Annotated in this window: 23 protein-coding genes and 2 pseudogenes; 13 read left to right on the top strand and 12 right to left on the bottom strand. The window is 58.4% G+C overall.

The genetic code is table 11. The annotated features are described in order from the left end of the window. The first annotated feature begins 92 nt into the window (after positions 1 to 92). The 4 genes from DFO48_RS23225 (at position 93) to DFO48_RS23240 (ending at position 3825) form a co-directional block, all read left to right on the top strand. Positions 93 to 1493 (top strand): PLP-dependent aminotransferase family protein, encoded by a 1401-nt coding sequence (locus tag DFO48_RS23225; RefSeq protein WP_114864906.1) that lies wholly within the window; start codon positions 93 to 95, stop codon positions 1491 to 1493. A 718-nt stretch (positions 1494 to 2211) separates the two neighbouring features. Next, a complete protein-coding gene (locus tag DFO48_RS23230) occupies positions 2212 to 2706 on the top strand; it encodes a MarR family winged helix-turn-helix transcriptional regulator (RefSeq protein ID WP_114864907.1) in 495 nt (164 codons plus the stop codon). Beyond that, positions 2703 to 3476: a DNA alkylation repair protein gene (locus DFO48_RS23235; RefSeq protein WP_114864908.1), complete on the top strand. Its 774-nt coding sequence runs from the start codon at positions 2703 to 2705 to the stop codon at positions 3474 to 3476. The genes DFO48_RS23230 and DFO48_RS23235 overlap by 4 nt, the downstream gene beginning before the upstream one ends. 10 nt (positions 3477 to 3486) lie before the next feature. Continuing rightward, the gene (locus DFO48_RS23240) at positions 3487 to 3825 is read left to right on the top strand and encodes a DUF6616 family protein (protein ID WP_114864909.1); all 339 of its coding nucleotides are present in this window, start codon (positions 3487 to 3489) and stop codon (positions 3823 to 3825) included. Between the two features lie 386 nt (positions 3826 to 4211). Here DFO48_RS23240 and DFO48_RS23250 read toward each other — a convergent pair whose 3' ends face one another. The 10 genes from DFO48_RS23250 to DFO48_RS23300 form a co-directional block, all read right to left on the bottom strand. Continuing rightward, the gene (locus DFO48_RS23250; RefSeq protein WP_114864910.1) at positions 4212 to 6179 is read right to left on the bottom strand and encodes a MacB family efflux pump subunit; all 1968 of its coding nucleotides are present in this window, start codon (positions 6177 to 6179) and stop codon (positions 4212 to 4214) included. Further along, positions 6173 to 7366: an efflux RND transporter periplasmic adaptor subunit gene (locus DFO48_RS23255; RefSeq protein WP_370449609.1), complete on the bottom strand. Its 1194-nt coding sequence runs from the start codon at positions 7364 to 7366 to the stop codon at positions 6173 to 6175. The genes DFO48_RS23250 and DFO48_RS23255 overlap by 7 nt, the downstream gene beginning before the upstream one ends. A 14-nt stretch (positions 7367 to 7380) precedes the next feature. After that, positions 7381 to 8028, bottom strand: a complete 648-nt coding sequence (locus DFO48_RS23260) for a hypothetical protein (protein WP_233506507.1) — start codon at positions 8026 to 8028, stop codon at positions 7381 to 7383. A 21-nt stretch (positions 8029 to 8049) separates the two neighbouring features. Next, complete coding sequence (locus DFO48_RS23265; protein ID WP_199407043.1) at positions 8050 to 8418, bottom strand: hypothetical protein; 369 nt, start codon at positions 8416 to 8418, stop codon at positions 8050 to 8052. Then, positions 8405 to 9280 (bottom strand): DUF3325 domain-containing protein, encoded by an 876-nt coding sequence (locus DFO48_RS23270; protein WP_199407044.1) that lies wholly within the window; start codon positions 9278 to 9280, stop codon positions 8405 to 8407. The genes DFO48_RS23265 and DFO48_RS23270 overlap by 14 nt, the downstream gene beginning before the upstream one ends. Continuing rightward, entirely contained in the window at positions 9250 to 9552 is a 303-nt protein-coding gene (locus DFO48_RS23275) for a DUF3649 domain-containing protein (protein WP_114864914.1), read from the bottom strand. The genes DFO48_RS23270 and DFO48_RS23275 overlap by 31 nt, the downstream gene beginning before the upstream one ends. Then, positions 9549 to 11195 carry a PepSY domain-containing protein gene (locus DFO48_RS23280; protein WP_199407045.1) on the bottom strand — a complete coding sequence of 549 codons (1647 nt, stop codon included), beginning with the start codon at positions 11193 to 11195 and terminating at the stop codon, positions 9549 to 9551. The genes DFO48_RS23275 and DFO48_RS23280 overlap by 4 nt, the downstream gene beginning before the upstream one ends. Positions 11196 to 11478: 283 nt before the next feature. Beyond that, entirely contained in the window at positions 11479 to 13884 is a 2406-nt protein-coding gene (locus DFO48_RS23290; RefSeq protein WP_114864916.1) for a TonB-dependent siderophore receptor, read from the bottom strand. Between the two features lie 117 nt (positions 13885 to 14001). Continuing rightward, a complete protein-coding gene (locus tag DFO48_RS23295; protein ID WP_114864917.1) occupies positions 14002 to 15117 on the bottom strand; it encodes a FecR domain-containing protein in 1116 nt (371 codons plus the stop codon). 74 nt (positions 15118 to 15191) lie between these two features. Continuing rightward, the gene (locus DFO48_RS23300) at positions 15192 to 15908 is read right to left on the bottom strand and encodes an RNA polymerase sigma factor (RefSeq protein WP_370449610.1); all 717 of its coding nucleotides are present in this window, start codon (positions 15906 to 15908) and stop codon (positions 15192 to 15194) included. Here DFO48_RS23300 and DFO48_RS25510 point away from each other — a divergent pair. From DFO48_RS25510 to DFO48_RS25910, 3 genes and pseudogenes are all read left to right on the top strand, one after another. Beyond that, a pseudogene (locus DFO48_RS25510) lies at positions 15893 to 16045 on the top strand (IS30 family transposase); the annotation flags it as partial. The gene DFO48_RS23300 and the pseudogene DFO48_RS25510 sit on opposite strands and share 16 nt — an antisense overlap. Positions 16046 to 16584: 539 nt before the next feature. Further along, positions 16585 to 16797 (top strand): annotated as a pseudogene (locus DFO48_RS25905) (hypothetical protein); the annotation flags it as partial. A gap of 32 nt (positions 16798 to 16829) precedes the next feature. Next, positions 16830 to 16943 (top strand): TonB-dependent receptor plug domain-containing protein, encoded by a 114-nt coding sequence (locus tag DFO48_RS25910; RefSeq protein WP_370449612.1) that lies wholly within the window; start codon positions 16830 to 16832, stop codon positions 16941 to 16943. A 19-nt stretch (positions 16944 to 16962) separates the two neighbouring features. Here the strand turns inward: DFO48_RS25910 and DFO48_RS23315 are convergent, their stop codons facing one another. After that, on the bottom strand, positions 16963 to 17937 hold the full coding sequence (locus tag DFO48_RS23315; RefSeq protein WP_114864919.1) for a tripartite tricarboxylate transporter substrate binding protein: 975 nt from the start codon (positions 17935 to 17937) through the stop codon (positions 16963 to 16965). Between the two features lie 285 nt (positions 17938 to 18222). Here DFO48_RS23315 and DFO48_RS23320 point away from each other — a divergent pair, with 285 nt between their 5' ends. After that, positions 18223 to 18705, top strand: a complete 483-nt coding sequence (locus DFO48_RS23320; RefSeq protein WP_114864920.1) for a GreA/GreB family elongation factor — start codon at positions 18223 to 18225, stop codon at positions 18703 to 18705. Between the two features lie 430 nt (positions 18706 to 19135). On the opposite strand, the gene DFO48_RS23325 is transcribed toward DFO48_RS23320, so the two are convergent. Beyond that, positions 19136 to 20116 carry an AraC family transcriptional regulator gene (locus DFO48_RS23325; RefSeq protein WP_114864921.1) on the bottom strand — a complete coding sequence of 327 codons (981 nt, stop codon included), beginning with the start codon at positions 20114 to 20116 and terminating at the stop codon, positions 19136 to 19138. Positions 20117 to 21192: 1076 nt separating this feature from the next. Here DFO48_RS23325 and DFO48_RS25840 point away from each other — a divergent pair. The 5 genes from DFO48_RS25840 to DFO48_RS23350 are packed head-to-tail and all read left to right on the top strand — an operon-like array spanning position 21193 to position 24408. Then, complete coding sequence (locus DFO48_RS25840; RefSeq protein ID WP_304466309.1) at positions 21193 to 21609, top strand: type IV pilin protein; 417 nt, start codon at positions 21193 to 21195, stop codon at positions 21607 to 21609. Further along, positions 21609 to 22193 carry a GspH/FimT family pseudopilin gene (locus DFO48_RS23335; protein WP_114864923.1) on the top strand — a complete coding sequence of 195 codons (585 nt, stop codon included), beginning with the start codon at positions 21609 to 21611 and terminating at the stop codon, positions 22191 to 22193. Before DFO48_RS25840 ends, DFO48_RS23335 begins: the two co-directional genes overlap by 1 nt. Further along, positions 22187 to 22699, top strand: coding sequence for a hypothetical protein (locus tag DFO48_RS23340; RefSeq protein ID WP_114864924.1), 513 nt, complete (start codon positions 22187 to 22189; stop codon positions 22697 to 22699). Before DFO48_RS23335 ends, DFO48_RS23340 begins: the two co-directional genes overlap by 7 nt. Before the next feature lie 48 nt (positions 22700 to 22747). After that, positions 22748 to 23833, top strand: a complete 1086-nt coding sequence (locus tag DFO48_RS23345; RefSeq protein ID WP_158545687.1) for a PilW family protein — start codon at positions 22748 to 22750, stop codon at positions 23831 to 23833. Next, positions 23830 to 24408 (top strand): PilX N-terminal domain-containing pilus assembly protein, encoded by a 579-nt coding sequence (locus DFO48_RS23350; RefSeq protein WP_158545688.1) that lies wholly within the window; start codon positions 23830 to 23832, stop codon positions 24406 to 24408. Before DFO48_RS23345 ends, DFO48_RS23350 begins: the two co-directional genes overlap by 4 nt. Positions 24409 to 24552: the final 144 nt, after the last annotated feature.

Genomic DNA, 24552 nt, shown 5'->3' on the forward strand with positions numbered 1-24552 from the left:
ATACAGGTACAGTTTGCAAGAACAGTACTGCCGCGATGCAACATTGGACCCATCTGCATACATACTGGCAACTCACGATCCAGGAGACTTGAATGGCGGGTGGTAGCAAGCGTCAGGCCCCTATTGCAGAGCGTTTAGCTGATTTGATAGGGCAGCAAATAACCGATGGCGTGTATCGAGCAGGGGACAAGCTGCCGTCCTTGCGTGAGCTGGCGCATTTGCACAGTTACGCCAAAAACACCGTGGTGGCAGCCTTTGATCTTCTGGTCTCGCGCGGCTTGGTGGAGTCCCGGCGCGGCGCTGGCTTTTATGTTCAGCCGCAGGCACGCCATGCGGTTCAGGATGAAGACGCAGGGCAGCTCAATCGTGCGATGGATGTGGTCTGGTTGATGCGCGAGCAACTCAAGACCCAGCCAGACGCTGTCGCGGTTGGCGATGGATTTCCGCCGATAGAGTGGCTGGCAGATATGCGCATGGATCGCTATCACCAGAAAGTGGTGCGAACCGGACTGGGGTCCCTGTTTCGCTATGGCAGCCGCTTTGGCTATGCGCCGCTGCGCGATAGCCTGGTACGCAAGCTGGGTGTGTTCGGCCTGGGTGTCACACCTCAGCAACTGGTGCTGACCCAAGGTGCGAATGAAGCCATGGATCTGGTGATTCGCTACTTCGTCCCGCCCGGCGCGACGGTGCTGGTAGACGATCCTGGCTACTATTTGCTGTTTGGCAAGCTCAAGCTGGCAGGGGCGCGCGTGTTGGGAGTCCCCAGGCAAGCCGATGGACCCGATGTCCAGGCTTTGGAGCAGTTGCTGTTGACCGAGCGCCCGCGCTTGTTCTTTACCCAGTCTCTGGCGCACAACCCCACGGGCTCGGACATCAGCGCTGCCAAGGCTTACCGCGTCCTGCAACTTGCGGAACGGCATAACCTCTTGTTGGTAGAGAACGACCCGTTGGCCGATTTCAAACCGACCTCGTCAGTGCGTTTGTCCACGCTGGATCAGCTGGAACGCACGATCTATATAGGCAGTTTTTCCAAGTCGTTTTCTGCGGCCCTTCGCGTGGGATTCATCGCCTGCAGCGATGCTTTGGCCAGCGACCTGGCAGATTTGCGATCACTGATCCATGTGAGCGGATCCGAATACTGCGAGCGCATGGTTGATGTGATGCTGCGCGAAGGCCATTACGAGCGGCATCTCGTGCGATTGCGCCAACGTTTGGGCAAGGCAACGGAGCAGGCGCTGGATTGGTTGGAGATGCACGAGTGCGAGGTGTTTGCGCGTAACCCTCAGTCGCTATACCTCTGGGCCACGTTTCCCGGCAATCCCGATGCCGTGCGTCTAGCCGAGCGTTTGCTCGCCCAAAAAGTCACCATGGCTCCGGGCCATGTTTTCAGCCTCGACCCGAGCCAGACATCGCCTTGGTCGCGCTGCAATGTAGGTGCCATGCTGGACCCCCGCTTTGAGGTGGCCTACCGAGCAATGCAGGAGGTGCGCTAATCGCTTTTGCATAGCTTTGCGCAACTCATTGTTTGGAGTCGTGGCCATGGTTGAGAGCCGCCTTCCCTGGATTGTTCAACGCTACGGGCTTATGGCAGCCGATTGCGGTCGCTGGCCTTAATTGACCATCATTCCGATACGCGAGGACCGGCCTGCTTGTACTAACCACCGGCAGCAAACGACCCGTTGCTGTCGTTCGAGCTGCTCCCAGTAATGTCTGCTGTGCAGCGGTTGCTGCCGTTCATGGCAGCAGGGCGAACTGCCGATCACCGTCTCATAGCGGTCATTCAGAGCTCCAAGACAGTCGCCTCTCCAAAGACTGCTTTCATGTCAGCTGCAGCCTCTCGCTAACAGGCTGCCCCCCTGGATGCGGGAAGTCCGCAATATCGGCTCACGAATTGGTGCTGTCGACCCGTTGCAGAGGCTGAGCAATATAGGCCGAGCGGCAGCAATGCAGCGATTACCGGCGCTTGAAAATGCATTGTGATCTAGCTCCGTCGCAGCCATTCGGGCTTTGACCCAGGCTCATTCTCAGCAAAGGTTTCCGCCGTGAAGCGGACATCGACCATCAAGTTCAGTCCAATAGGTTGCATGTTGTCCGCTGTCATTTCGTACGACCGGAAGCTCAGTCGACATCTCTGGAAGTGATGCTTGATCTACTAGTCATGAAGTGTACTTGCTCATATAATTAGCCACCATATTATATGTTGGATAACTAATGAAGTTTGAACAGAAGTACCAGGCGCTAATTGAAGAAGCGCAACGACGCAAGCTTCCCGATGTGGATGGCATTCAGCTGTGTTTTCAAGTGCTGTCGATGGCTGCAAACATCGACCGCGACTGTGCTGCTTTGCTGGCCCCTCATGGTTTGTCTGAGGGGCGCTTTGTGCTGTTGTTCCTTCTCGATGTGGCGCCTGACGGACTCGCACCCAACGCGCTGGCCGAACAGGCTGGGGTCACCCGCGCCACGGTGACCGGCCTGCTAGACGGACTGGAGCGCGAAGGTCTGATTGAACGTCACGCCAACCCCGAAGACCGCCGGGCACTTTGCATTCGGCTCACCTCAAAAGGAAAACAGCTCGCCAGTACCGTTATCGACCAGCATGGCCGGTGGATTGCAGGCCTGTTTGGCAACCTGTCTGTACCTGAACGAAAGCAGCTAGCAGCGCTGCTGGAGAAAGTACGAGGCCCTAAATCGGACGTTGAATCATGAGAGATCAAGTCCGCAAAGGCGCGACGCGCACCGTTGACATTCCTCGGGACGTTCTGCATGCGCTATCTCGCGGGGAATTGGAATGCGCAACGCTGGCTGAATGCCTGGCAGTCGACCAGGCGGTACTGGCACGAACACTCTTTCCGGCACTTACGGCTCAAGCACTGAGCACGATCGATGAAGCCTGCCAACTAGGTGTGCTCAAACGCATGGCCCGTATCGGCTCAGTCTTGCTGGAGGCCCTGGGTACTGACGGCATTGCACAGTGCCAAACGCACCGCGCCGATATGGCACGTGGCTGGGCGTGTTTCATGATCGGTGCTCAGCCTAACCTGGATCTCAGTGCACGGCTGGTCGCAATGCGCCCGTTGGCAGACGATGCCCATTTTGGTGTGCGTGAATGGGCTTGGATGGCGATGCGGCCGCACCTGGTGCAAGACCTGGCTGCGGCTATCGCTCAGCTGATGCCATGGACACAAGATCCTTCCGAACGTGTCCGACGATTCGCGTGCGAGGTTTTGCGTCCCCGCGGTGTGTGGAGCACGCATATCTCACAGCTCAAACGCTCGCCCGAGCAAGCACTGCCTTTGCTCTCAGCTCTGAGTAACGACCCTTCGGTCTACGTGCAGGACTCGGTCGCCAATTGGCTCAATGATGCCGCCAAGGACCAGCCAACCTGGGTACGTGACATCTGTGCCCAATGGCTTCAAAGCTCCCAGGCCGCCGCCACACATCGTATATGTCAACGCGCACTGCGCAATCTCAAGTGAAAGTGGAACCATGTCTCATTACCTCGTAGAGCTCTACACCCCCAATTCGGCTTGGCTCGCACTGCCTGCCGAACAAAGGCAACACTTTCTTGGCGGCATCGGACTCGCATTAAGTCAACTCTCCAGCCTCGGTGTCGAAGTTCTCTCTCTGGCAGAAACGGACTCCAGCATCGACCAAGGATCCGCGCACAAATTCCTTGGCATTTGGCGCTTTTCTGACCTGGCCGCTCGTGACGCTCTGCTGGCAGGCATCAAAGCCAGCGGCTGGTATGACTACTTTGACCATGTGAATGCAGCCAGCACTCAAGGGGCTGCGGATATTCACTTGGCTGCTCTAGCTGCCGCGTAGCGCGGTCTTTCGGATAATGCCTGTGTGATCTGCAATGCGGCTGGTAACTTTCTCGCCCCTTTTTGGCCAATCCCAGACTGTCACTGATCAAGGTGTGGATTCAACTGGTCAATGCAACACAATGAATGCCTCTGCGCAAGACGTTGGCATTAAGCAAAGACCGCGATTTACTACACCGAAGCTCAGAAGGCCCTGGTGTGGGATCGCTGGAAAGCTGTCGATACCATGCACGAGATCGGCAAGCTGTTTGACCGATCACGCTTCTCCAATCACACCATCCTGAGTGCAACGGGTGGCATCTGGGCGCTTCAGAGGCGCGGTCGCGCAACCCGCGAGCATTATTGATGCGGCGATGGCGCACGCGATGGCTGACCTTCCAAGCATTGTCATTCTCCCGCGAGCGCCATGACTGGATCGAGCCTTGCCGCGCGCCGGGCCGGCATGAACCCAAAAACCAGCCCTGTCGTGACCGCGCAGCCGAAGGCGAGCAGTATGGAGCTGATCGAGAAAACCACAGAGGACCCAAAGAAGATCAGGCCAGCACCGATCGCGAGTCCTGCAATCACGCCCACCGCGCCGCCCACCATCGTGATCAGCACAGCCTCCGTCATAAACTGCCGCTGAATGTCCCGCTGGCGTGCACCTGTCGCCATGCGAATGCCGATCTCACGTGTGCGCTCCCTCACAGCCATCAGCATCACGTTCATTACACCTATGCCACCGACCAGCAAGGACACGGCGGCGATCATGCTGAGCATGGTGGTCATGGAGTCCTTGGCCTGGGCTTCTGCATTGAGCCGTGCCGCCGCATTGGCGACGTAAAAGTCTTCTCGCCCATGGCGCTGACGCATCAAGCGCTCAATGGCTGCCTGAGCATTAAGCACACTAGCTGAGTCCCGTGCCTGGACTACCGTGTAGTGAGGATCAAAGCTGCGTCCGTTCGGGAAGATGCGCAGAATGCCCGACCGATAAGGTACTACGACCAGATCGTCCTCGGACTTGCCACCATCGGCCGCTCCTTTTTCCGACATCACGCCGATCACCTGGAACGGTGTATTGCCGATCAGCAATTGCCGGCCCAGCGGAGATACATCCTCGAAGAAGCGCTCACGCACCTTCTGGCCGATGACCACCACCGGAGCCAGTTCATCGTCTTCCGCTTCGGTGAAGAAGCGGCCTTCGGCCACCGGCCAGTGATGAATGGCTGGCCACGTGTGGGTAGCCGCAATGGTGTCTGCCTGCCAGGCCACGTTGCCATGGCGCAGCATGGCCGGGTCGCGCGCCACGGGCATGACATGTGCCACCTCCGGCAGCTTCTCCACTTCTTCGAGGTCGGCCAGAGTGGTCACGCCTTCCGGTCCGCCCTGCGGCGGCGTGCGATTATTGATGTACATGACAGTCGAGCCCATCGCACCCAGGCGAGCAACGACTTCTTCGCGCGCTCCCATGCCCACTGCCAGCATCACAATGACCGAGGCTACACCGATGACGATGCCCAGCAAGGTCAGCGCGGTGCGTGAGCGGTGGATGCGCATGGAGCGCCACGCAGAGCGCAACGCCTCGCGCAGGTCCGCCAGCAGCGGCGTTCCAGGGTCCAGTCGCGCCTGTACCGTGCTGGGAGCGGGGAGATCGACCAGCGCACGGCCCGACGCGAGCTGGCCTTTCTGGCTGTCACCGACGATACGCCCATCGCGAATCTCGATGACTCGCCGTGCCTGCGCCGCCACCTCTCGGTCGTGAGTAATCAAGATAATGGTGTGACCTGCATCGGCCAGCTCGTGCAGCAGCACCATCACCTCTGCACCGCTTTGGCTGTCCAGCGCGCCCGTGGGCTCATCAGCCAGGATGATGTGCCCACCGTTCATGAGCGCCCTGGCGATGGACACGCGTTGCTGCTGACCGCCTGAGAGCTGATTTGGCCTCAGGTGCAGCTTGCCGGCAAGCCCAAGGCGTCTCAGCAAGGCGCCTGCGCGTTCTTCCCGCTCGGCCTCGCTTTTGCCGGCGTAGATCGCTGGCATTCCCACGTTCTCCTGGGCGGAGTCTGTGGCGATCAAGTGGTAGCCCTGGAACACGAAGCCAAACGCCTCGCGTCGCAGCCATGCCAACTCGTCCGCATCCAGTCTGGCCACGTCCTGCCCATTAAAGCAGTACGTGCCTTCGCTTGGCCGGTCCAGGCAGCCCAGCAGGTTCATCAGCGTGGACTTTCCCGAGCCCGACTGACCCACGATAGCGACGAACTCCCCAGCATGTATGGCCAGGTCGATGCCGTGCAGCACTTCGACCTCGGGCCTGCCAGTGGAACCGCCGCCGTAGCGTTTGCGGATGCCGCCCAGCTCGATGAGCGGAGTCACCATCGGAATCTCCTAGGACCTGCGACTGGCACAGTTTCGCCCGTGATGATCTGATCGCCCTCCTTCAGCCCTTCCCGCACTTCGGCCCGGAGCCGATCCTTCACGCCCAGGCGCACGCGGCGGACTTCCACGACTTGATCGGGTGCTCGCTCGGCGAGCAAGCGGACCTCATAGACTTCGGAGTCACTGGTAGGCTTAAAGGCTGCCAGCGGAGCCGTGAGCACGTCCTTGGCAGCAGCAGCCACCGCAGTGACCTGCGCCGTCATCTGCGGCATCAGGGCACCATCGGTATTGTCCACGTCGAACAGCACGGTGTACTGCACAGCCTTCATGGTCGGTGCCACAGCCGCACCGCTGCCACTCGAGGCATTCACACCAGATTGCACGGGTGGAGCTGGCAGCACCTGCCGCACCGTCCCGGCCCAACGGCGTTTGTCGCCTCCCAGCGTGGTGAAGTAGGCGGTCTGGCCCGCCTTAACGTGGCGGATGTCCGCCTCGGACACATCGGTCCACACCGTCATCCGTGACAGATCGGCGATGCGCAGCACCGTGGGAGTCTGGTAGGTGGCGTTGAGCGTCTGGCCTTCCTTGACATCGATGCCTGTCACCACACCCCCGATGGGAGCATAGATGCGCGTGTAGCCCAGCCGCGCTTCATCGGCACGCAGGCTGGCCACGGTCTGGCGGATCGTGGCCTCATGCTGCGCTACCTTAGCCCGCGCAGAGCGCAGTGTGGCCGCGGCTATCTGCGCATCTTCCATACGGGTTGCTCCGTCACGCACCATCAATTGCTGGCGACGATCTTGCTGCACGGCCAGTTCTGCCTGAGCTTGTGCATCCTCTAGCTGAGCGCGCAGGCTGGCAATCTGAGCCTGTCCAGACTCCACAGTGGCAGCTAGCACGCTGGCATCAATCTCGGCAAGTAGTTGCCCCTTTTTGACCGCATCGCCAGCGGCAACATGGATACGGGTGATCTGGCCGGAGACCTGGGCGCCAACATCCACCGAGCGAACGGGCTGCAAAGTGCCAATGGCAGCGACGCTGGATTCGATGTCGCCACGCTCGACCTTGGCACTCTGCCAAGTGGGGGCAGACCGAGGCTGCGACAACATCCATCCGGCAGCGACCATCACACAGACAAGTATCACCAGGACGAGCTTTCCCCCACCGGGCCAGAACCGGCGTTGCATGGAGCCGACAGCCATTAGCGGGGAACCTCGAAGCTGAGCGTGGCGGTGTGGCGCACGTCGTCGTATTTCTTGCCGTTCAGGGTGACGCTGCCGTTGTTTATCCGGGCAGTGACTTCGAGGACATACAGGCCCGGGATATAGGGCACAAAGCTGACAGTGCCGTCCTTGGCGGGGGTCAGCGTACGATGCCAGCCTTCGCTGGTGTCCACGTTGACCTGGCTGGCTGCCACCGGCCGTCCTTTGAAGATGAGCTGGTAGGTATTGCCGCCGGGCTCCGTGGGCACCAGTTCCAGATCGTTGACGGACTTGGTCTCCGTTCTGCCAAAGCGGGCCTGGTAGTAAGTCAGCACGCCATCGGTGCTGGTGTGGGTGGCCGTGAAACGCATATCCCCCGTAGCCTTCGGAACACCAAAGTGATCCGATACCTGCTCATACGGGACGTCGTTGGCCTCTGGCAGTACTGCCTTGGCATCCCGCAACACAGGCAGACTCTCCAGTGGCTTACGCAGCTCGCCGGCAAAGACCTTCGCACCATTCGCCTCGGGTTGAATCCAGAGGTAGTCGGCGCGCGCCAATGTGGCGACAAGCCACCCTGCCGTGAAGACCACGCCGGTGCAGAGCCACCGCAGCGTGGAAGGTCGTGATGAATGGAACGGCAACATAACCTGTCCTTTTTTCTAGTTTTACGGCGTGCGCATCCAGCGCGGCGTGCGGCTGCGGGGAGGCACAGCGATTTCTTCCTGTTCGACGGTGACCTGCAATCCCGGGCCGGTGTCAAACAGCACATAGAAAGGCTGCGCGGGTTTCTTGAAGGTCCAGGTGGAGTCAACGCCCAACTTACCTTCTAGTAGCGGTACGCCATCCAGTGCGATGACTTCCATGCGAGAGCCCTGCATCTCATCGCCGTCGTTGCTTGCGCCACGGCAGCGCACGGTGGACTCGTCTAGCAAGAAGCAGCGGGCCACAGGTTCATGTGCCGACACTGAGGCACTACCAAGTGCGAGGCCCAAAGCGAGCAGCCACTGGACTGTCATTCGTTCAGTGCGAAGCATGAGCTTTCCTCTGTTCATCGAACCACAGCACAGTGGCTGGCGAAGCCTGATCCATGCGCAGTGCAGTTTGGTAAATCTTGCCGTCCTTCCCAACAACGGTGAGCCAAAGCTCGCTGTCGGCGTGGGTGGTGGATGGCAAGGGGATCTCCACGCGTCGTTTCCAGCTTTGCCCCATAAAAGCCATGCCAACGGCACGCGCCGAGCGAGGCTTGTTGACCTTCAAATAGGCTTGGCGGATTTCGCTATCGCAGGTCTCGCAGAAACGCAGCTGATATTCCTTCATGGGGACATCCATCTCCATGACCTCTGGTGCTCCTCGATTGGCTTGCGCGAAGGTGAAGGACCATGGACCCACCGTGCCCTGAATCGCATCGGCGCGCTTGAGCGGCGGAACCTCCATACGGGCCAGCGCGAGCGCGAAGCCAACAATCGTGAGAACGAGCAGGCCGGCGGCGATCACACGGCGCGCGCGGGTCTTCTCCACGGCAACAGGCTCTGCTGGAGGTGCTTTTGCTTGGCGCACGGGTTGCGCCCGCAATGGTGGCTGCCAAGGCCAGAGGGGAAATGTAAAGACCCAGCTCAATGCCGCAATGCTCAGCCAGCCTAGCCATAACGTGATGCCGATACCTGTACCCAGCGCATCGACAGCCCAAACCAGTGACACAGCCAACAGCAACCAACCGGCGATACGTGCCAGCATCCGCCAGCGCGGTGCAGGCAGGCTTCCCAGCAGATGCTCGGCATGGCGTTCCGTGGCCAGAGCCAGCGCAAAGAAGCCCGCGCAGCTCACAGCCAGAATACCCAGGTGGGCGCCGGTTTGAAGTGAAGCGCTCATGGACGGCCTCCCAACATCAATAGCCATGCCAGGCCCGCGCACACAGCAGTACTCACTGCCATCCCAGCCCAGGCCCGAGTGGCACTGCGGGCGCAGAAGACCCAGATCACTGCGACGGTGTAGATAGCAAAGCTGAGCATGGTGGCCCAGAGCACGCCTTGCGCCCTGGGCACCGGCCACAGCAGTGCCAGCAGCACGGTGGCAGCGGATGCCAACGCGTAGCCGCCCAGCGCAGCAGCGACCACCCGCGATGCGACGGACCAGCGATAGGCGGCGGTCAGTGTGATGGTCTTGCTCATACTGACCCCTTACCCAGCACCGTCCGGCGCATGTGCAGCCCAGACGCGTGCCCGGTTATCACGCGCCGCCGGACCTTCACCGCCATCACGGCGAACAAAGCGGCCAGTGCCAGCATGGTCAGATCAAACCCCGCGAACACCCAATCACGCGCCAGCAGGCTGTGACCCAGGTGCCGGTTGGTGGTCAGTGCATTGAGTACCGGCACCAGTGCGTAGACTAGGCTGCAGCTCCAGAGCAGTTCGACCCAGGCTCGCGCCAAAGGACGAGCGAGTGCATAGAACAGCGTACCCAGCCATACGGCGAACAGGGTGTGAAGTTCCCAGGCCGCGCGGTCTGCCATCTCCACTGGCAGAAGCCGGTTGGCCCAGAAATACGCGGCCACAGACAGCGGTAGGCCGGCGATCGTGGCGACGTTCAAATTTTCCACCAAGCGCACACCAAAGTGCTCCTCGCCTTCGTAACCTGCGGCAAGGTGGTGTTTGCGTCGTTTGACGGTCCATAGCACCAGTCCCGTGCCGATCATGGCGCAGCCCAACAGTCCGGCGAAGAAGTACAGCCAGCGGCCCCAGATGCCTGCAAACAGACCTTCATGCAGGTTCAAGATCACATCTTGCGTAGAGGACGCCCCACCGCCCTTGCGCGCTTCATCGGGTAGAGGGTGCCCAGTCGCGGCATCAAAGCGCAAGATGGGTGGGTACCAAAGATCCAGATGGCCACCGTTGACACGGGCGATCGATATCTCAGTGGGCTCACCCTCGTGACGCTCAACGGTGATAAAGGCCACCTGACCTGGACCCCAGACAGCCCAGGCTTGATTCACAAGTGCCTCCATGTCAGCCGAAGGACGTTCAATTGCGATGTGCTTGTGGCCCTCGCTATCGAATAATTCTTCATAGAAGCGCTCTTGCTCCACATGTCCGCTGCCATATAGCTGGTCTCGGCCGGCAGGCATATAGGTGAACATGAAGAACACAAGCCCGCTGTAAGTGATCATCAGGAAGAACGGAAGCGCCATGACGCTAATAGCGTTGTGCGCATCCAGCCAGGAGCGCTGCCCCTTACCTGGTCGGAAGGTAAAGAAATCCCTGAAGATTTTCTTGTGCGTGATAACACCCGCAACGATGGCAATCAGCATAAGCATGGTGCATACGCCAACTATGCGTATGCCCCATGCATCAGGCATGTAATGCAGCAGATAGTGCATGCGGTATAGCCCATTGCCACCCGTGGTGGCTCGCGGCTCCAGGTCAGATGGCCGCAATGATCCATCCCAAGGATCGAGCTTTTCGCTGACGAAGGCACCAAACTCATGGCCGGGATCAGGCACCAGTTGCCAGCGCACGCCGAACTCTTGCCAAGTTCGGCCGGCCAAAGCCTTATGCGGCAGCGTGATGCGCCAACTCGACGCCTCTGGTGCCATTTTTTCCAGGCGTGCTAACCCCAGAGCAGTCATGCGCAGCAGGTCTTCTTGCGCGTGCGCTTGTGGCTGTGTCCTCAACTGCTCCGGCTGCATCCAACGTGTGATTTCGTACTGAAAATATCCGGCTGTACCCGTGACGAACACGAAGAACAGCAGCCAGCCAACGATTAGACCGCTCCAGGTGTGCAGCCAAGCTGCCGATTGTCGTAATGAACTTCCCACTGATATCCCTGTCTCTGATCGAATAACACTTACGTTGCCACTAGTGTTCGTCGATAGCACTCGAATCGAATGCGAACATTGATCTGCACGGTCTAAACCGTACCCATGGCTAGGGCCCACAACATATGCGAGGCAAACAGGGCTCCATTTATGGCAACCATTTAGTCGCGCTGAGCCCTGGGTACTGACAATGGCCATAGCCGCCGAATCCTGCGACTGCGATGGCTTGCCAAAGCATGGCGACGAAGCCGGCAGTCGAGTGGACAGTGAATAAGGCTGCCGCTCAGTAGTCGTAGCGCAGGGTCACAGCGAAACTGCGTGGCGTTCCGACGAAGACACCGCCATAGTTGTTGTTGGTAGGGATGGATTGGTAGTAATGCTTGTCCAGCGCATTTCGCACGTTCAATTGCAACCGTAGATGGCGGTTGAATTCATAACCTGCATGCAGATTCAGCAGCGTGTAGCCGCCCTGCTGAATTTGAAAGCCGTTGCCGTTGTAGAACATGGCGCTCTGCGCCTGCACACTCCCCCCTACTCGCCACCGCCCCCCGGGGAGTCGATAGTCAGTGGATACTTTGAAGACCTTGCGAGGCAAGGTTGTGTTGTAGTCCTTACCCTCATTTGGGCCTGCTACGTACTTCGGGTCGCTAAACGTGAAGCCTGCGGCAATGTTCCAACCCGGTGTGGGTGAGCCCGTAACCTCAAGATCGATGCCGCGGTTCCGGACCTTGGCACCCTCTGTGTAGCACCGAGTGCCGCCACTTAGCCCACAGGTCGAAGCCACATTCATGGCCACCGGCAAATTGAGCTGGTCGGTCTGGAACAAGGCCGCAGCAGTCTGCAGACGGCCTTCGAAGAACTGGCTCTTTATCCCGACTTCGTAGTTCTTACCTTTCACCGGGTCGAGTAACCCGCTCGGGCTGTAATATTGCTGTATCGAATAGATATCGGTATAGCTGGCGTAGAGCGCATGTGCCGCGCTCAGATCATAGACCACGCCCGCATAGGGAATGAACTGCCGACCGGAGTCGAACGATGCGTTGGTGTACGGACTGCGCGAGGAATAGTCCGCCCAGCTCAGACGGCTGCCGATGATGAAGCTGAGCGCATCAGTGGCGCTCAGACGAGTGGCGACAGACGCGCCTTTCTCGTTGCGCTCCAACGCATAAACAGTGGGCGTACTGCTAAAGCCCGGCCGACGGATGGAGGAGAAGTCGAAGTTGGTGACGTCGATCGTCTGCGACCCCTGCGCCGCATAGATGTCGTAGTCGAAGTTGTCTCTGCGGCTGCTCAGGCCCAGCATGAGCTGGTGTTGACGGCCAAACAGAGTGTATGGGCCAGTGGCATGCAGATCGAAGGCGACCTGCTTATCAGTGTACTCTGCATTCACCCAGGACAGGGTCTCGTTACTGCCCGAGGCGCGCGCAGGGTAGTTGGCCAGAAAGCTGGCGTTGGAACGCACCGCATTGAAGGCAGCTTTCAGATTCCAGCCATTGCCCAGATCATGCTTTAGGTCGCCGAAGACGGTGTAGTTGTCCCGGTTAAGGTGAGCGTCTGGGCCTGCTTGTGACGCAGAGCGGTCCAAGCGATAGAACGAGCCATCTTCCCGCGTATTGAAGCCCCCCCAGTCATAGCCCTGGTGGTTATCTCGCTGGGCGCTGAAGCCGAGGCTGGCCGTCGTTGCACTGCCCAGATCAGCCTCCACGATGGCATAAAGCATGCGGTTGTCGGTTTTGGCGCCCTGCTTGAAGCTGTTGGCCTGGTTGTCGAACACCACGGCGCGACCGCGCAGGCTGCCTGAGGCATTGAGCGGGCCCGATACATCAAGCTGCGTGCGGTAATCCGCCCAGGAGCTGGCCCCCAACTCGGCGCTCATCTGGAACTCACGAGTAGGCCGCTTGCGCACTAGGTTGATGATGGCAGACGGGTTGCCCGACCCTTGGAGCAAGCCATTGGCGCCCCGCACTACCTCCACCCGGTCATAGATCGCCATGTTGTTGAGCGACATGGCGTCGGCTGAGAAGCTCTCGGCCATGCTGGTGGACAGGCCATCGATCTGCAGGTCGGTGATCTGAAAGCCACGCGAATAGAAGTACGAGCGCTCGGTGCCTAGCTTGCTAAAGGTAACACCCGGAATGGCTTCGGTCACATCGTCAAGCGACTGCATGTTGGCATCGCGCATCTGCTGCTGCGTCACCACGCTGACCGATTGCGGCGTCTCGCGGATGGACAAGTCCATTTTGGTGGCCGTGCGCACACTGTTGGTGGTGTAAACGCCGGTGCCTTCGGTGGTTCCATCGCGCTCGATTTGCCCTGTGACAGTGACAGTACCAAGCGTCATAGCCTCCTGCGCTGCGCCTGCGGACTTGATAACAATCGCGTTCCCGTCTTGCACGCCCACGAGGCCGCTGCTACCCAACAGACGATCCAGAGCCTGCCGCGGTGTCAAAGTACCCGTGACAACTGGAGAAGTTTTTCCGCTAACCAACGACGGCTGGACAATGAGCTGCAAGCGCGTTTGCAAAGCCCAATCGCTCAATGCCTGGGCCAATGGTTTGGCCGCAATATTGAACTGAAGCGGAGCAGCGGAAGGAGCTGGCGCTATGCCTTGAGCATGAAGCGAAGATCCAGCCAATGCCAGTGCGGCGGCCAGAGCGAGCGGTGCTGGCCGCAGGGGGAAACGAGACATCAAAGTCCTCCGATGCAAAAACGAATGGTTCTTACTTAGGAAGACGGGGTGAGTGCCGAATACCCTAGTCCCGTAGCAAAAAAATTTGCTGGATGAGTGACACGAACTTGGCGCAGATCAGCGCATGACGATTTCCCAAGTTCCTTGCCCGACCGCTTTAAGTCGAACGGGTAGCGATGCAGGCAGCACGCGCTGGAAGGTAGATAGATCGGTAGGGTTGAACACGCCAGTGATCGGCAAGGCGGCAACGCTAGGGTCATGGATGACCAGCGGCACATCCACATAGCGCCCAAGTTCCGCCAGCGCGACATCCAGTCGTTGGCTATCGAAGCGCACACGCTGACTCTGCCAAGGTGCCACGTCAGCAGGCGCAATGGAACTCACAGATGCCAGTACGCCATCGCGATCACTTGTGACTTGCTGGCCAGCAGAGAGCATCACAACATGGCCGCTAGTTCTCATTTGTGCGACACGCACTTTGCCTTCCTCAACGGCAACATGTACTCCAGCTTCGCCCGGCAAGCTGGGGGTGTACCGCACGGCAAAACGTGTACCCACCACCGTGACGTGTACAGGCCCTGCCAACACATCGAAAGGCAAAGTCGGGTTGGTCGCAACCTCGAACATAGCTTGGCCTTCAAGCAATGTCACTTCGCGTCGATTGCGGTAGTAGGCGACTTCTAGGCGGGTAGCGGCATCAAGACGCAAACGGCTGCCGTCAGGCATCGTTGCTTCCAATTGTTGACCTCGCTTGGAGGCCAATGATTGAACAAAAGTGGGCTGGGCCTGCCAGTGCTTCCAGGCAAGGCCTCCTGTACTTGTCACGACGGTAGCTACGGCTGCCATGCTTAAGGCTGGCATCAGAATTCTGCGGCGCGTTGGTCCGGTTCTGACGATAGTTTCAGTATTGGATTCAGCTTCAGCATGGTCTTGCCTCGATTTGCCAGCCTGAACGGCCTCGCGCGCAGCGCCGCTGGCTGCTTCCATGGCTTGGTCGTATGCCAGGTTGCGCTGCAGAAGCGCCTTCATGTCTTGTGGGATGGCGTCGAAAGACTGCCACTCCGCTTGCCAATGATCAAAGGCAGCACGGTTTAACGAGGCGGCGTTGAGCCATGCTTGAAATGCATGCTCATCTTGCGCGCTAAGCCCTTGGTCTCGCCGCCGGACGAACCAGTCCAAGGCATCTTCCCGAGCAGGATTGCCGTTGGCAGTGGGGGGCAGAGATGGAGTCATGGGACTTAGTTTCTTATATAGGTAGACGTGTCGTGAGCCAAATACCCTAGGCCGGCTGTCGGACTCAATCTTGCTCAGTCATGCCTGGACCGATTCAGTTTCTTGCGTGCAACGGCCGTTACGCCTGGGCCTACTTGGCCTTGTGTACGGACACGTTCACAGGCATCAAGTGCATGCTTAAGGTGTTGCTCCACTGCCTTGACTGAAATACCCATGCGTTCTGCCACCTGCGGGTAGGTCATTCCCTCAAAGCGGTTGAGCATGAATGCCTCCCTGCAACGCAGAGGAAGTCCGTCGATAGCCGTCACCAAACTTAATATGCCTTGCTGCGAGGAAAGTGCCGTCTCGGGCTCCAGCCCTACCGGACCAGCAACTTCGACAGGCTCTTCATCGATAGAGGGTACTTCAACGCCATCGCGGACAATGTTATGCCGTTGATGGTCGATAGCAAGATTGCGGGCTGTCTGATAGAGAAGTGCCCGTCCGTTGTTGATGGCTGTACCTGAGGCTTGCGCCGCATAGATGCGGGCATAGGTTTCCTGCGTTAAATCAGCTGCGACAGAACGATCCGCCACCTTGCGAGACAAGAAGTTCAGCAGATCACGGTAATAATGCTCAAGCACAACTCGACCAATGCGATAAGTATGGGGATTGCATTCGGAAATTTGGCGTCGAGATGTGGCGGTGGCTGAACCTATGCGCGCTTTTAGATGGGAATCCTTCTCATTATCTGCGATACAGCATCCCTTCCTGAGCTGTGGGTGTGTTCGCTGCACAATTGTTGCAGTCACTGACCTGGGTCCGCAGCAGGGAGCTGCCCGATCATGCTAGGCCCACCATTGAGTCCGGCGTGAAGGTCTTCTTTGCCGCTCCACACTGCCTCTGGCAGCGCAACACGAATGAGAACACCAACGGCCTGCAGCGCCGTTGAATCCACGGTCGACATGAGCCTATCGCTGCGCCAGAGGCGCTCCTTCGTGCCTGTATGCAGAGAACCGCGCAATCGAGCGACATGTTTCAAGGGCGAAGCAGCCATTCAGGACCTGTGGCGTTCAACAACCGATGTTGCTGGTTGCGGTCGCTCAAGCACTAGACCCTGAATGACTCAGATCAGCCTAGACCTGCCGTTCACGGCTACCGACCGGACGACAACTTCTAGCCGAACTCAGTCGGTCACGACCAGCAGCCTGGTCAGCCACACCGGCAAACGCGGTCAGTTTGACCGGAATATGCAGCCGATCACGGACCACTGCTTGAGCGGCTTTCACCGGCCACACCAGTTTTTGGAGCGTCCCCTGTCTTGAGCGGCAACTTCGTCCTCGGGGTCGGTTGCTTGGCTCGACGCGTCCCCTCTCTGGCAATCGCTTCTGCCTGCAATGACAGGTGGCACGCCCGTAGTGGCGTCAGGCGCTGCAATAGGGCACGATGCCACCTTGGGTAAGGTGCGGGTGCCGGTGCAAGCCGAGCATGAAGCCGTTACCAGTCTCGTCGTGGACTGGACTGCCAAGTGGGCGGCTACCGGCACCAGACCGACACCGACCTGCGCGAGGCCCCGCAGGCGGTATTCGTGTCACTCGCGACCCAATGGACCGGCAAGGCATTCAAACCTTCTCTGACGCCTTGCGCTGCACCTCGGGTGTGCGCTCGGAAGAGGGGCAGACCAGTGCCAACAACTTGTTCATGCGCGGTCTCCTCACGGAAGGCAAACCTGCCTGGATGGTCTGCGCATTCATTCGGGTGGGTATTTCGGCTGCTTTGCGGAAACACCTTTTGCTTTGGAGCGTGTCGAGGTGCTAAGAGGCCCGGCTTCGACTCTCTATTGCTAGGCGTCTGGAGGCGGCGCCGTCAGTTGACCTGCATCTGGGCCTTGCGTGCCACCTCGCCCAGTCGTTTGTATTCGGACTGTGTCAGCGCTTCGAAGGCTGGTGCCGCAGATCCCTTGGGGGTGAACCCGGCCTGCACCAGTTTGTCCTTGACGGCCGGATCGCTCAGGGCCTGGTTGATGGCAGTATTGAGTTTGGCTGTGATGGCGGGGTCGAGCTTGGCTGGGCCATATACCCCGAACCATGGGTCGACTGCGTAGCCTTTGAGTCCGCTCTCCGCGATTGTCGGCACATTGGGTAACGATGGACTGCGCTCGCTACCAGCCACGGCCAGTGCTTTGAGCTTGCCTGCCTGAATGTGTGGCAGGGAAGCGGGCAGGTTATCAAACATGGCGGGCAGGTGGCCGCCAAGCATGTCGGTGATACCCGGTACGCTGCCTTTATAGGGCACATGGACAGTATCCAGGCCTGTCATTTGCGCAAACATCACGCCAGCCAGGTGCATGCTGGTTCCGGCGCCGGCCGTACCGTACTGAAAGCCTGGGTTCGCTTTGATGTAGGCGATGAGCTCCTGCACGTTGTTTGCCGGGAAGCTCTTGCCCACTTCCAGCACGATGGTGGAGTAGCCCAGCATGGAAACTGCAGTGAAGTCCTTGCGGGGATCAAATGCCATCGATTTGTAGATGTGCGGGTTGAGCGCATTGGTGGAGATGGCTCCGAAACCGATCGTGTAGCCGTCGGGCTTGGACTTGGCCACTGCATCCATGCCGATATTGCCCCCGGCGCCAGGCTTGTTCTCGATCACCACCGGTTGACCCAGCGTGCGTGCCATGTGCTCGCCCACGACTCGTGCCACGAGATCGGTAGTTCCACCAGCCAGATACGGAACGACAAAAGTAATGGGCTTTTGCGGAAAAGCAGTTTCCGCGTGGACGGTTGCCATGGTGGTGAGCGTGCCTACGGCGGCGATGGAAGCAAGTATCTGTCGACGGTTCACGGGGTCTCCTTGGTAGTTCTAGTGGGTAGCATTTGAAGTCGATATCCGGAATCTGCTTGAAGCAAGGCCTCGGAGGCCGTTATCGCCCGAAGCAGGGTGACAAGCAGTGTATTTGTTCAATGCAGCCCGTGGGAGCTCAGTCTGGCAACTGCTGAGCAACTGCCAGGTGCAGATGTGGTGCAGGCGCTGGCAACCCATTGACCTGTAGCCAATGGAAGCCTCGAAAGGGGGAGGGGGCCTTCATAATCAAGGCCTCCAACTTGTTCGAGATGCCTACCTTTTGTTATGGATAAATTGTTGTTGCAGCAGCAGGTGCTGAAACGGCTGGCCGAGGACCTTCTGCAAGTCGAGCAGGCAGCGAGGGTCGCCCATGAAACGGCGACTCATGAGGAAAATATTGCCGAAAACAAATACGACACATTGGGTCTCGAAGCTGCCTACCTGGCTGCAGGCCAAGCTCGTCGCGCAGAAGCCATCCGCCAAGCGATGGCCAATTGGCGCCAGTTCCGCCCGCAGCCCTACAACGCCAGCCAAGGTATACAGCTCGGCGCACTGATCTGCCTGGTGGATTCAGACGACAAGCAACAACAGATCTTTCTCGGCCCGGATGGGGGGAACATGAAGTTGCTCAACGGCGCTGAACTCATCCAGGTCATCAGCAGCAAAGCCCCCTTGGGCAGGGCTATGCTGGGTAAATGTGAAGGCGATGAGGTGTCGGTACAGGTCGCGCCGCTCCGACAGCAGTTCGAGGTGCTGTGGGTTCATTAGGCCCCGAGCAAGTTCACACTGGATGGATCGGAGATCATTCGTTTCAGACCCTTCAGGCCAGCTCATGGCGAGGAGGCTGCGGGCGTCATGAATTCCTGGAGCAGACATTCGATATGAGCGCCAGATCGTCCTGCGCCTGATTTCGGGGTCACAAGTGAATGGACGAAAGAGCAGCTGTCTGCGGCCAAATCGAGCATGGTGGCGGTCATTCGGCGACCGCAGGGCCAATGCCATCCCGGTATTCTTCTGCCCGGAGTCGACGTTCCCCAGGCGTCCCATGTCCTCCTCCCTGCCAGATACAAGCTTCAATATGGGGGCGCAAGACTCTCATGTGCTCTCGCTGATGGTTCCACTCAGGCTGGGAGAACACCGCCGAACCGGAATCTGAAAACTGGCTTGTTCATGGCGAACTCTTTGTTGTCGAGGAGCCCTATTCGATGTCCCTGCGATACTGACCAGGGGTCACCCCCAGTTGCTGTCGGAAGGTGCGATTCATGTGGGTTTGGTCAGAAAACCCACAAGCACTGGCAATCTCGGAGAGCGTCATTTCGCCATTTTTAATGAGTGCCTTGGCCTGTGCAACCCGCAGATTCTGTCGATATTGGTTGGGCGTTAGATGCAAGGTCCGGGTGAATCGCTGGAAAAGTACGGTACGGCTCAAGCCGACATATGCGGCCAATTCTCCGAATGTGAAAGGCCGCTCCAAGTGGGAATGCATATATTCGTCCACTTTTCTGAGTTGAGACGCTGACAGCCGTACGTCGGCATGAGGGGGCTCCTTGCCGTCAAGTACACAATGCCGCTGGAGGATGTGGCTGCCAATGGCGCGTGCGAGGTACTCGCCGCGCCAGTCCTGATATAGACCCTCTAAAAGCATCTGTTTGGTCGCGCGCATCAGTTGCGACAATATGGGGTCGGTGGCGCCGAACGAAGCCTTGTAGTGAAATTCCACCTTTCCTAAGTCGAATATGTCCTCGGCCACTTCTCTGAGCACACTATCCTTCAGGAAGAAATGCAACGTGCGAGGATGGTTGCCTATCGTATCTACAACGGCCTCACCGGGCGGAGTTATGACCAGCGACTGAGGCTCAAGCAAGCCTGCAAAATTTTCCCCCTGTGCATTGCGCTGAATGTCTGCTGGAGTCAGCACCATCGCAATCCATATGCTGGAGATAGGTCGGTGCTCAATGGTGTGCGGGGACTCCTGAGTAATCGCTGCCGCTAAATCGCCCCATCCGCACCCTTCACTGGAATGAAGGATCTTGATGCTATCAATCTGCGGAAGTGAGGTTTCCTCCAGTCTATATTCAAGCGCGGACCATGACTGCGTACGCAGGCGTGAGGCAGAAGTGGATTGCTGCGGAGGATTCCAAACGCCTGAATAGCTGTTTTTCTTACTGCATTTTTCCATGGTTTTTCTGATGGTCGATTGTTGATTTCCCAGAGAGGCTGTTGTGTGGATCTCGTGGATATATAGGGAACTGAGGAAATTTCCTGTTGCTCAGGAGTGATCTCTCCAATGGAGCGCATCGGTTCCATTTTCAGAACGGTCACCAAAATATGTACGGTAAATCAATAAGCAGGATGCATATACTTTTTTCCTGAAACTCATCATTGATAATTCCTGGCGGGATCTGAGGTGTAGTGCAGGTGCTAAGCAGGTGATTGAAGCGCAAAGTTGGATCACTATTATTCATGAGCGGCAAGATTTGCCATTTCAGTACAAAGCAGACACTCCTACCTGGTTTTCAGTTGCTCAAGATTACTGCAGGGGCATTGATTTCTATGGCTGTTCATCCTTGCAAGAGAGGTGAGTTATTGGGTGATTGTGAGAACTGAATGGGAATGATCTTCTTGGCTTTGGCAATTGCTGTTTGTCTCTGTGCTTTGGCTTGCATGCGCAGCTAACGCAATGGATTGCCGCCGATCAAGAGATTGCATTGAATTGAATGTCATTTGACTGAAATCTGCATATTTCACATGTTCAGCAGGGGGGAGGTGGTATGTATTTCTTGATTCTATTGGGTGCAGTTGTTTCCGTATTGAAGTTAATGCGGTTTGAGCCAGTTGTGGATTGGTCGTGGTACTCATTAAGTATGGTTTTTGTATTTTTGTTGTTGTGGTTGGTTTTGGCTAGAATTCGCAGAAATCGGAAGAGAATAGAGCAAAACGCCAACGAAAACGATATCGACTCAAATGATACGGATCAACCGGAAGTAGGCGTTTGGGGAAATATTCATGAATGGGAAAGGAATAGGCAATAAAAATCATGATAATGAGGGGGTTGTTAATTCCGACGCCAACAATATTTCCCATGATTAATCCATGGAACTCGGATTGAAGAATGCACTTTACGCACAGGACTCCTTGGTTTCTATAAGAATAGTCTTATTTTGAAATTTTGCTGTGGGAGTTTTTCTGGGTTTCTGCCTAAATTCGCGCCCTGAATTAAATAAAAACAGAGTATCAATGCATAAGAGTGAGTGTGTGAGAGGCTTCACACTGATCGAACTTCTGATCGTCATAGCCATGATGGGCATCCTGTTGGCAATCGCCGTGCCTAGCTATAGCGACTACCTCAAACGCGGACGCATCGTCGATGGCCTGGTGCCTCTTGCGGACATGGGGGCCAAGCTGGAGCAGTATTTCCAGGATTACCGCAAGTACACCGGTGCCTGCGAGGCGGACTCGATCGCGCCTTTGCCTGCGGAAACCAGCCACTTCAAGTACACCTGCTCCCTGGACGAAACACCCCCCAAGGTCACCGCCACAGGCAAGGGCAGCATGGGTGGTTTTGTCTTCACCATTGACACCAAGGGCGTGCGCAAGACTGCTGCAACGCCTACTGGCTGGACGAAGCCTGAAGCAAATTGCTGGTCTTCACGCAGGGATGGAAGTTGCTGATGCGCCGCGCCGCCGCATTCCAGGGAGTACAGGGCTTCACCCTGGTCGAGATGCTCGTGGGCCTGGGTCTCACAGTCTTCTTCATGCTGATGACGCTGCCCAGCGCCAGCGCCTACCTGACCGACGCTCGCATCCGCGCGGCGGCACAGACCTATTACAGCGGCGCACAACTTGCGCGCGCCGAGGCCGTACGTCGCAATGCCGAGGTACGTCTCCTGCTGACCGATGATCCCCGCGCTTCACAGCCCACTGCCAGTGTGAATGGCCTCGGCTGGGTAATGCTGGCAGGTGGTGGCCCGCAGGGAGTCGACTGGAGCACGCTCGAGGGAACGGAATGGGTTGACAGCAAAGATCCGCAGGAGGCACGAACCACGGGACTGCGCGTGGCGGCCAACGAGGCCGTCGTGCAGTTCGATGGCCAGGGTGCGGCCTCCGTCAACCAGATCGTCAAATTCCTGGGCCCCGCAGCGGACACCTGCTATCCCCAGGGTCCCCGCTGCCTGCATGTCGTCATATCGCTTGGCGGACAGGTTCGTTTGTGCGATCCAGGCATTTCAAACAACGGAGATAACCGCAAATGCTGACTTCGCCCGCCAGTACAGGCGCAAGACAGGGTCGCAACCAGCACGGCATTGTGCTGATCGAGTCACTTGTATCCATCGTCATCGTCATGACTGGCATCCTCGGAATTGCCGGGCTGACCATGAAGTCTGCGACCTGGGCCGGCCATGCGCAGTACCGCACGGAGGCGGGCATGTTCGCTTCGCAGATCGTGCGGCTGATCGAACTCAAAGTGAGCCGCAGCTCGCCAGAAAATCTGGCGAACTCGCTTACAGCGTTCCAGCACCAGCCCGATGGCGAGATGTGCGACTTCAGCGGCAATAGCGCAGGAGACTCCACGTTCAAAGGCGTGCTCAAAGCCGCACGGGGTGAGCAACCCAACGTGCATGGCCTGCCTGGCGCCACGGCTGCCATGCAGCAAGTCAGGATTGATGCAGCGCACGACAACCGGATCACGGTCACGCTGTGCTGGCAAGGGCCCAATGACCCGGCCGTGCGCAACTACCAGATCCAGGCTTTCGTGCACTAGGGCATGCCAATGTACAAACGCAAGCGCCCATGCGCAAGGCCACCGGCGATGGGTCGATCCCTCGGTTTTTCCCTGATCGAAATCATGGTGGGGTTGGCCATAGGTCTGGCCAGCATGCTGGCCATCTACCAGTTGTATGCAACGTCCGAAGGGCGGCGGCGCACCATCGTCTCGATCAGTGAAGCGCAGACGGCAGGCTCCATGGCATTGTTCGCCATTGAACGCGATATCCGCTCGGCAGGGCTGGGGTTTGCAAGCATCGACGCCCGCTATCTCAACTGCTCAGTGAAAGCGTACAACAGCGGACGCAGCACGGCCGCTTTCGACTTCCCGCTGCTACCTGTGCGTATAGCAGACGGGAGAATCTGGGTGCTGACCGGCTCTTCCAGCAATATGTTTGCCGGTGCCCGCTATGTGGGCAGCAGTGGCGGTGAGTTCAAGATGGAGAGATCGAATGCGGGCTTCCAGGCCGGCGATGTGATCCTGGGCACCAGCGACAGCTTCACCGACAACTGCCTGCTGATGGAAGTGACCGCCGGGGCCGACCCGACATCCGCGACGGCAGCCGCCAACAAAAACAAAGTCCATCGAAAGACCGGCTCCTACCAGGATTTTTACCAAGGCCAGGAGGTCGATGCCACGCGCAATGATGGCGCTCACATCAGCCTCCTGGATTCGAGCAAAAGCAGCCTGGGCGAAGGCATGCTCTACAGCCTGGGGCCGGAGCCGACCCTCACCGTCTGGAGCGTGGACGAGAAGAAGCAACTGACCCGCTACAACCATCTCGACGAAACCGAGACGGACAAGGTCGCCGTGGCCCATGACATATTGCAACTTCAGGCCGAATACGGCTATGACGCCAACGCCAATGGCGCGATCGATGAAGAAGCCGAATGGACCGCCTCGCTTTCTCCCGATGCAACCAGGTGGGAGCAGATTCTTGCTGTGCGTATCGCCGTATTGATGCGTATTCCGCACTACGAAAAAGACAAAGTCACCAACTCCGCCCCCCGCTGGGCCAACGGCACCAAGCAATTCAGCATGGGAGACGGGGATGAGTGGATGCACTACCGCTACCGGGTATACGAAAGCATTGTCCCGCTGCGCAACACGCTATGGGGACAGCAGCTATGAAAGCCGTGCATTCACCCGCACATCGCCCCAGGCCCCCCAGGCAGGAGCCGCAACGCGGCGTCATCCTTCTGGTCGCATTGATCGTGCTGCTGGTGATGACGCTCACCGGCCTGGCCGTGATGCGCACCTCTACTCAGGGCGCCGGCATGGCGGGCAGCCTTGCGCTCAAGCAAGGGGCCACATCGGGTGCCGACTTGGGACTGGAGAGAGGCATGGCCCAGCTCGATGCGCTGTATTCCGCTGGCAGTGCGACGCTGGAGGCCGATGCCGACGGTGGCTACTTCGCCAGCCATGACCCCGGGGCGCCGCTGGACTGGAGCCAGGCCAAGCTGGTCACCGAAGACGATGGCCTGGGCAACAAGGTGGAATTTCTCATTCACCGGCTGTGCAGGGACGCCGGCCGCTGGGATGCGGCTGGCCAAAGCTGCGTGCTGCCGCAGGAGCTGGATTGTCCAGGCTCCTCAGAGACGGCAGGCAGTGCTTCCTCTTGCAACGCCCGCCCCATGTACCGCATCACGGCACGGGCCACGGGCCCGCGCAGCACCCTAAGCCTGGTGCAGATGACCGTGTATTGACCGTGGGTGCTCATGGCTGGCGGCAAAACGCAGGCCGTGGACAGCTCGGCATGAATGCAGACCAACAGACAGACCGGCAGACAGACAGACCAACAGAAAGACAGGCACTCGGGCTACCCGAGATTGGAAAAGGGAGGTTCGAGA

The sequence above is a fragment of the Comamonas sp. AG1104 genome (assembly GCF_003350425.1).
Taxonomy (GTDB): Bacteria; Pseudomonadota; Gammaproteobacteria; order Burkholderiales; family Burkholderiaceae_C; genus Comamonas; species Comamonas testosteroni.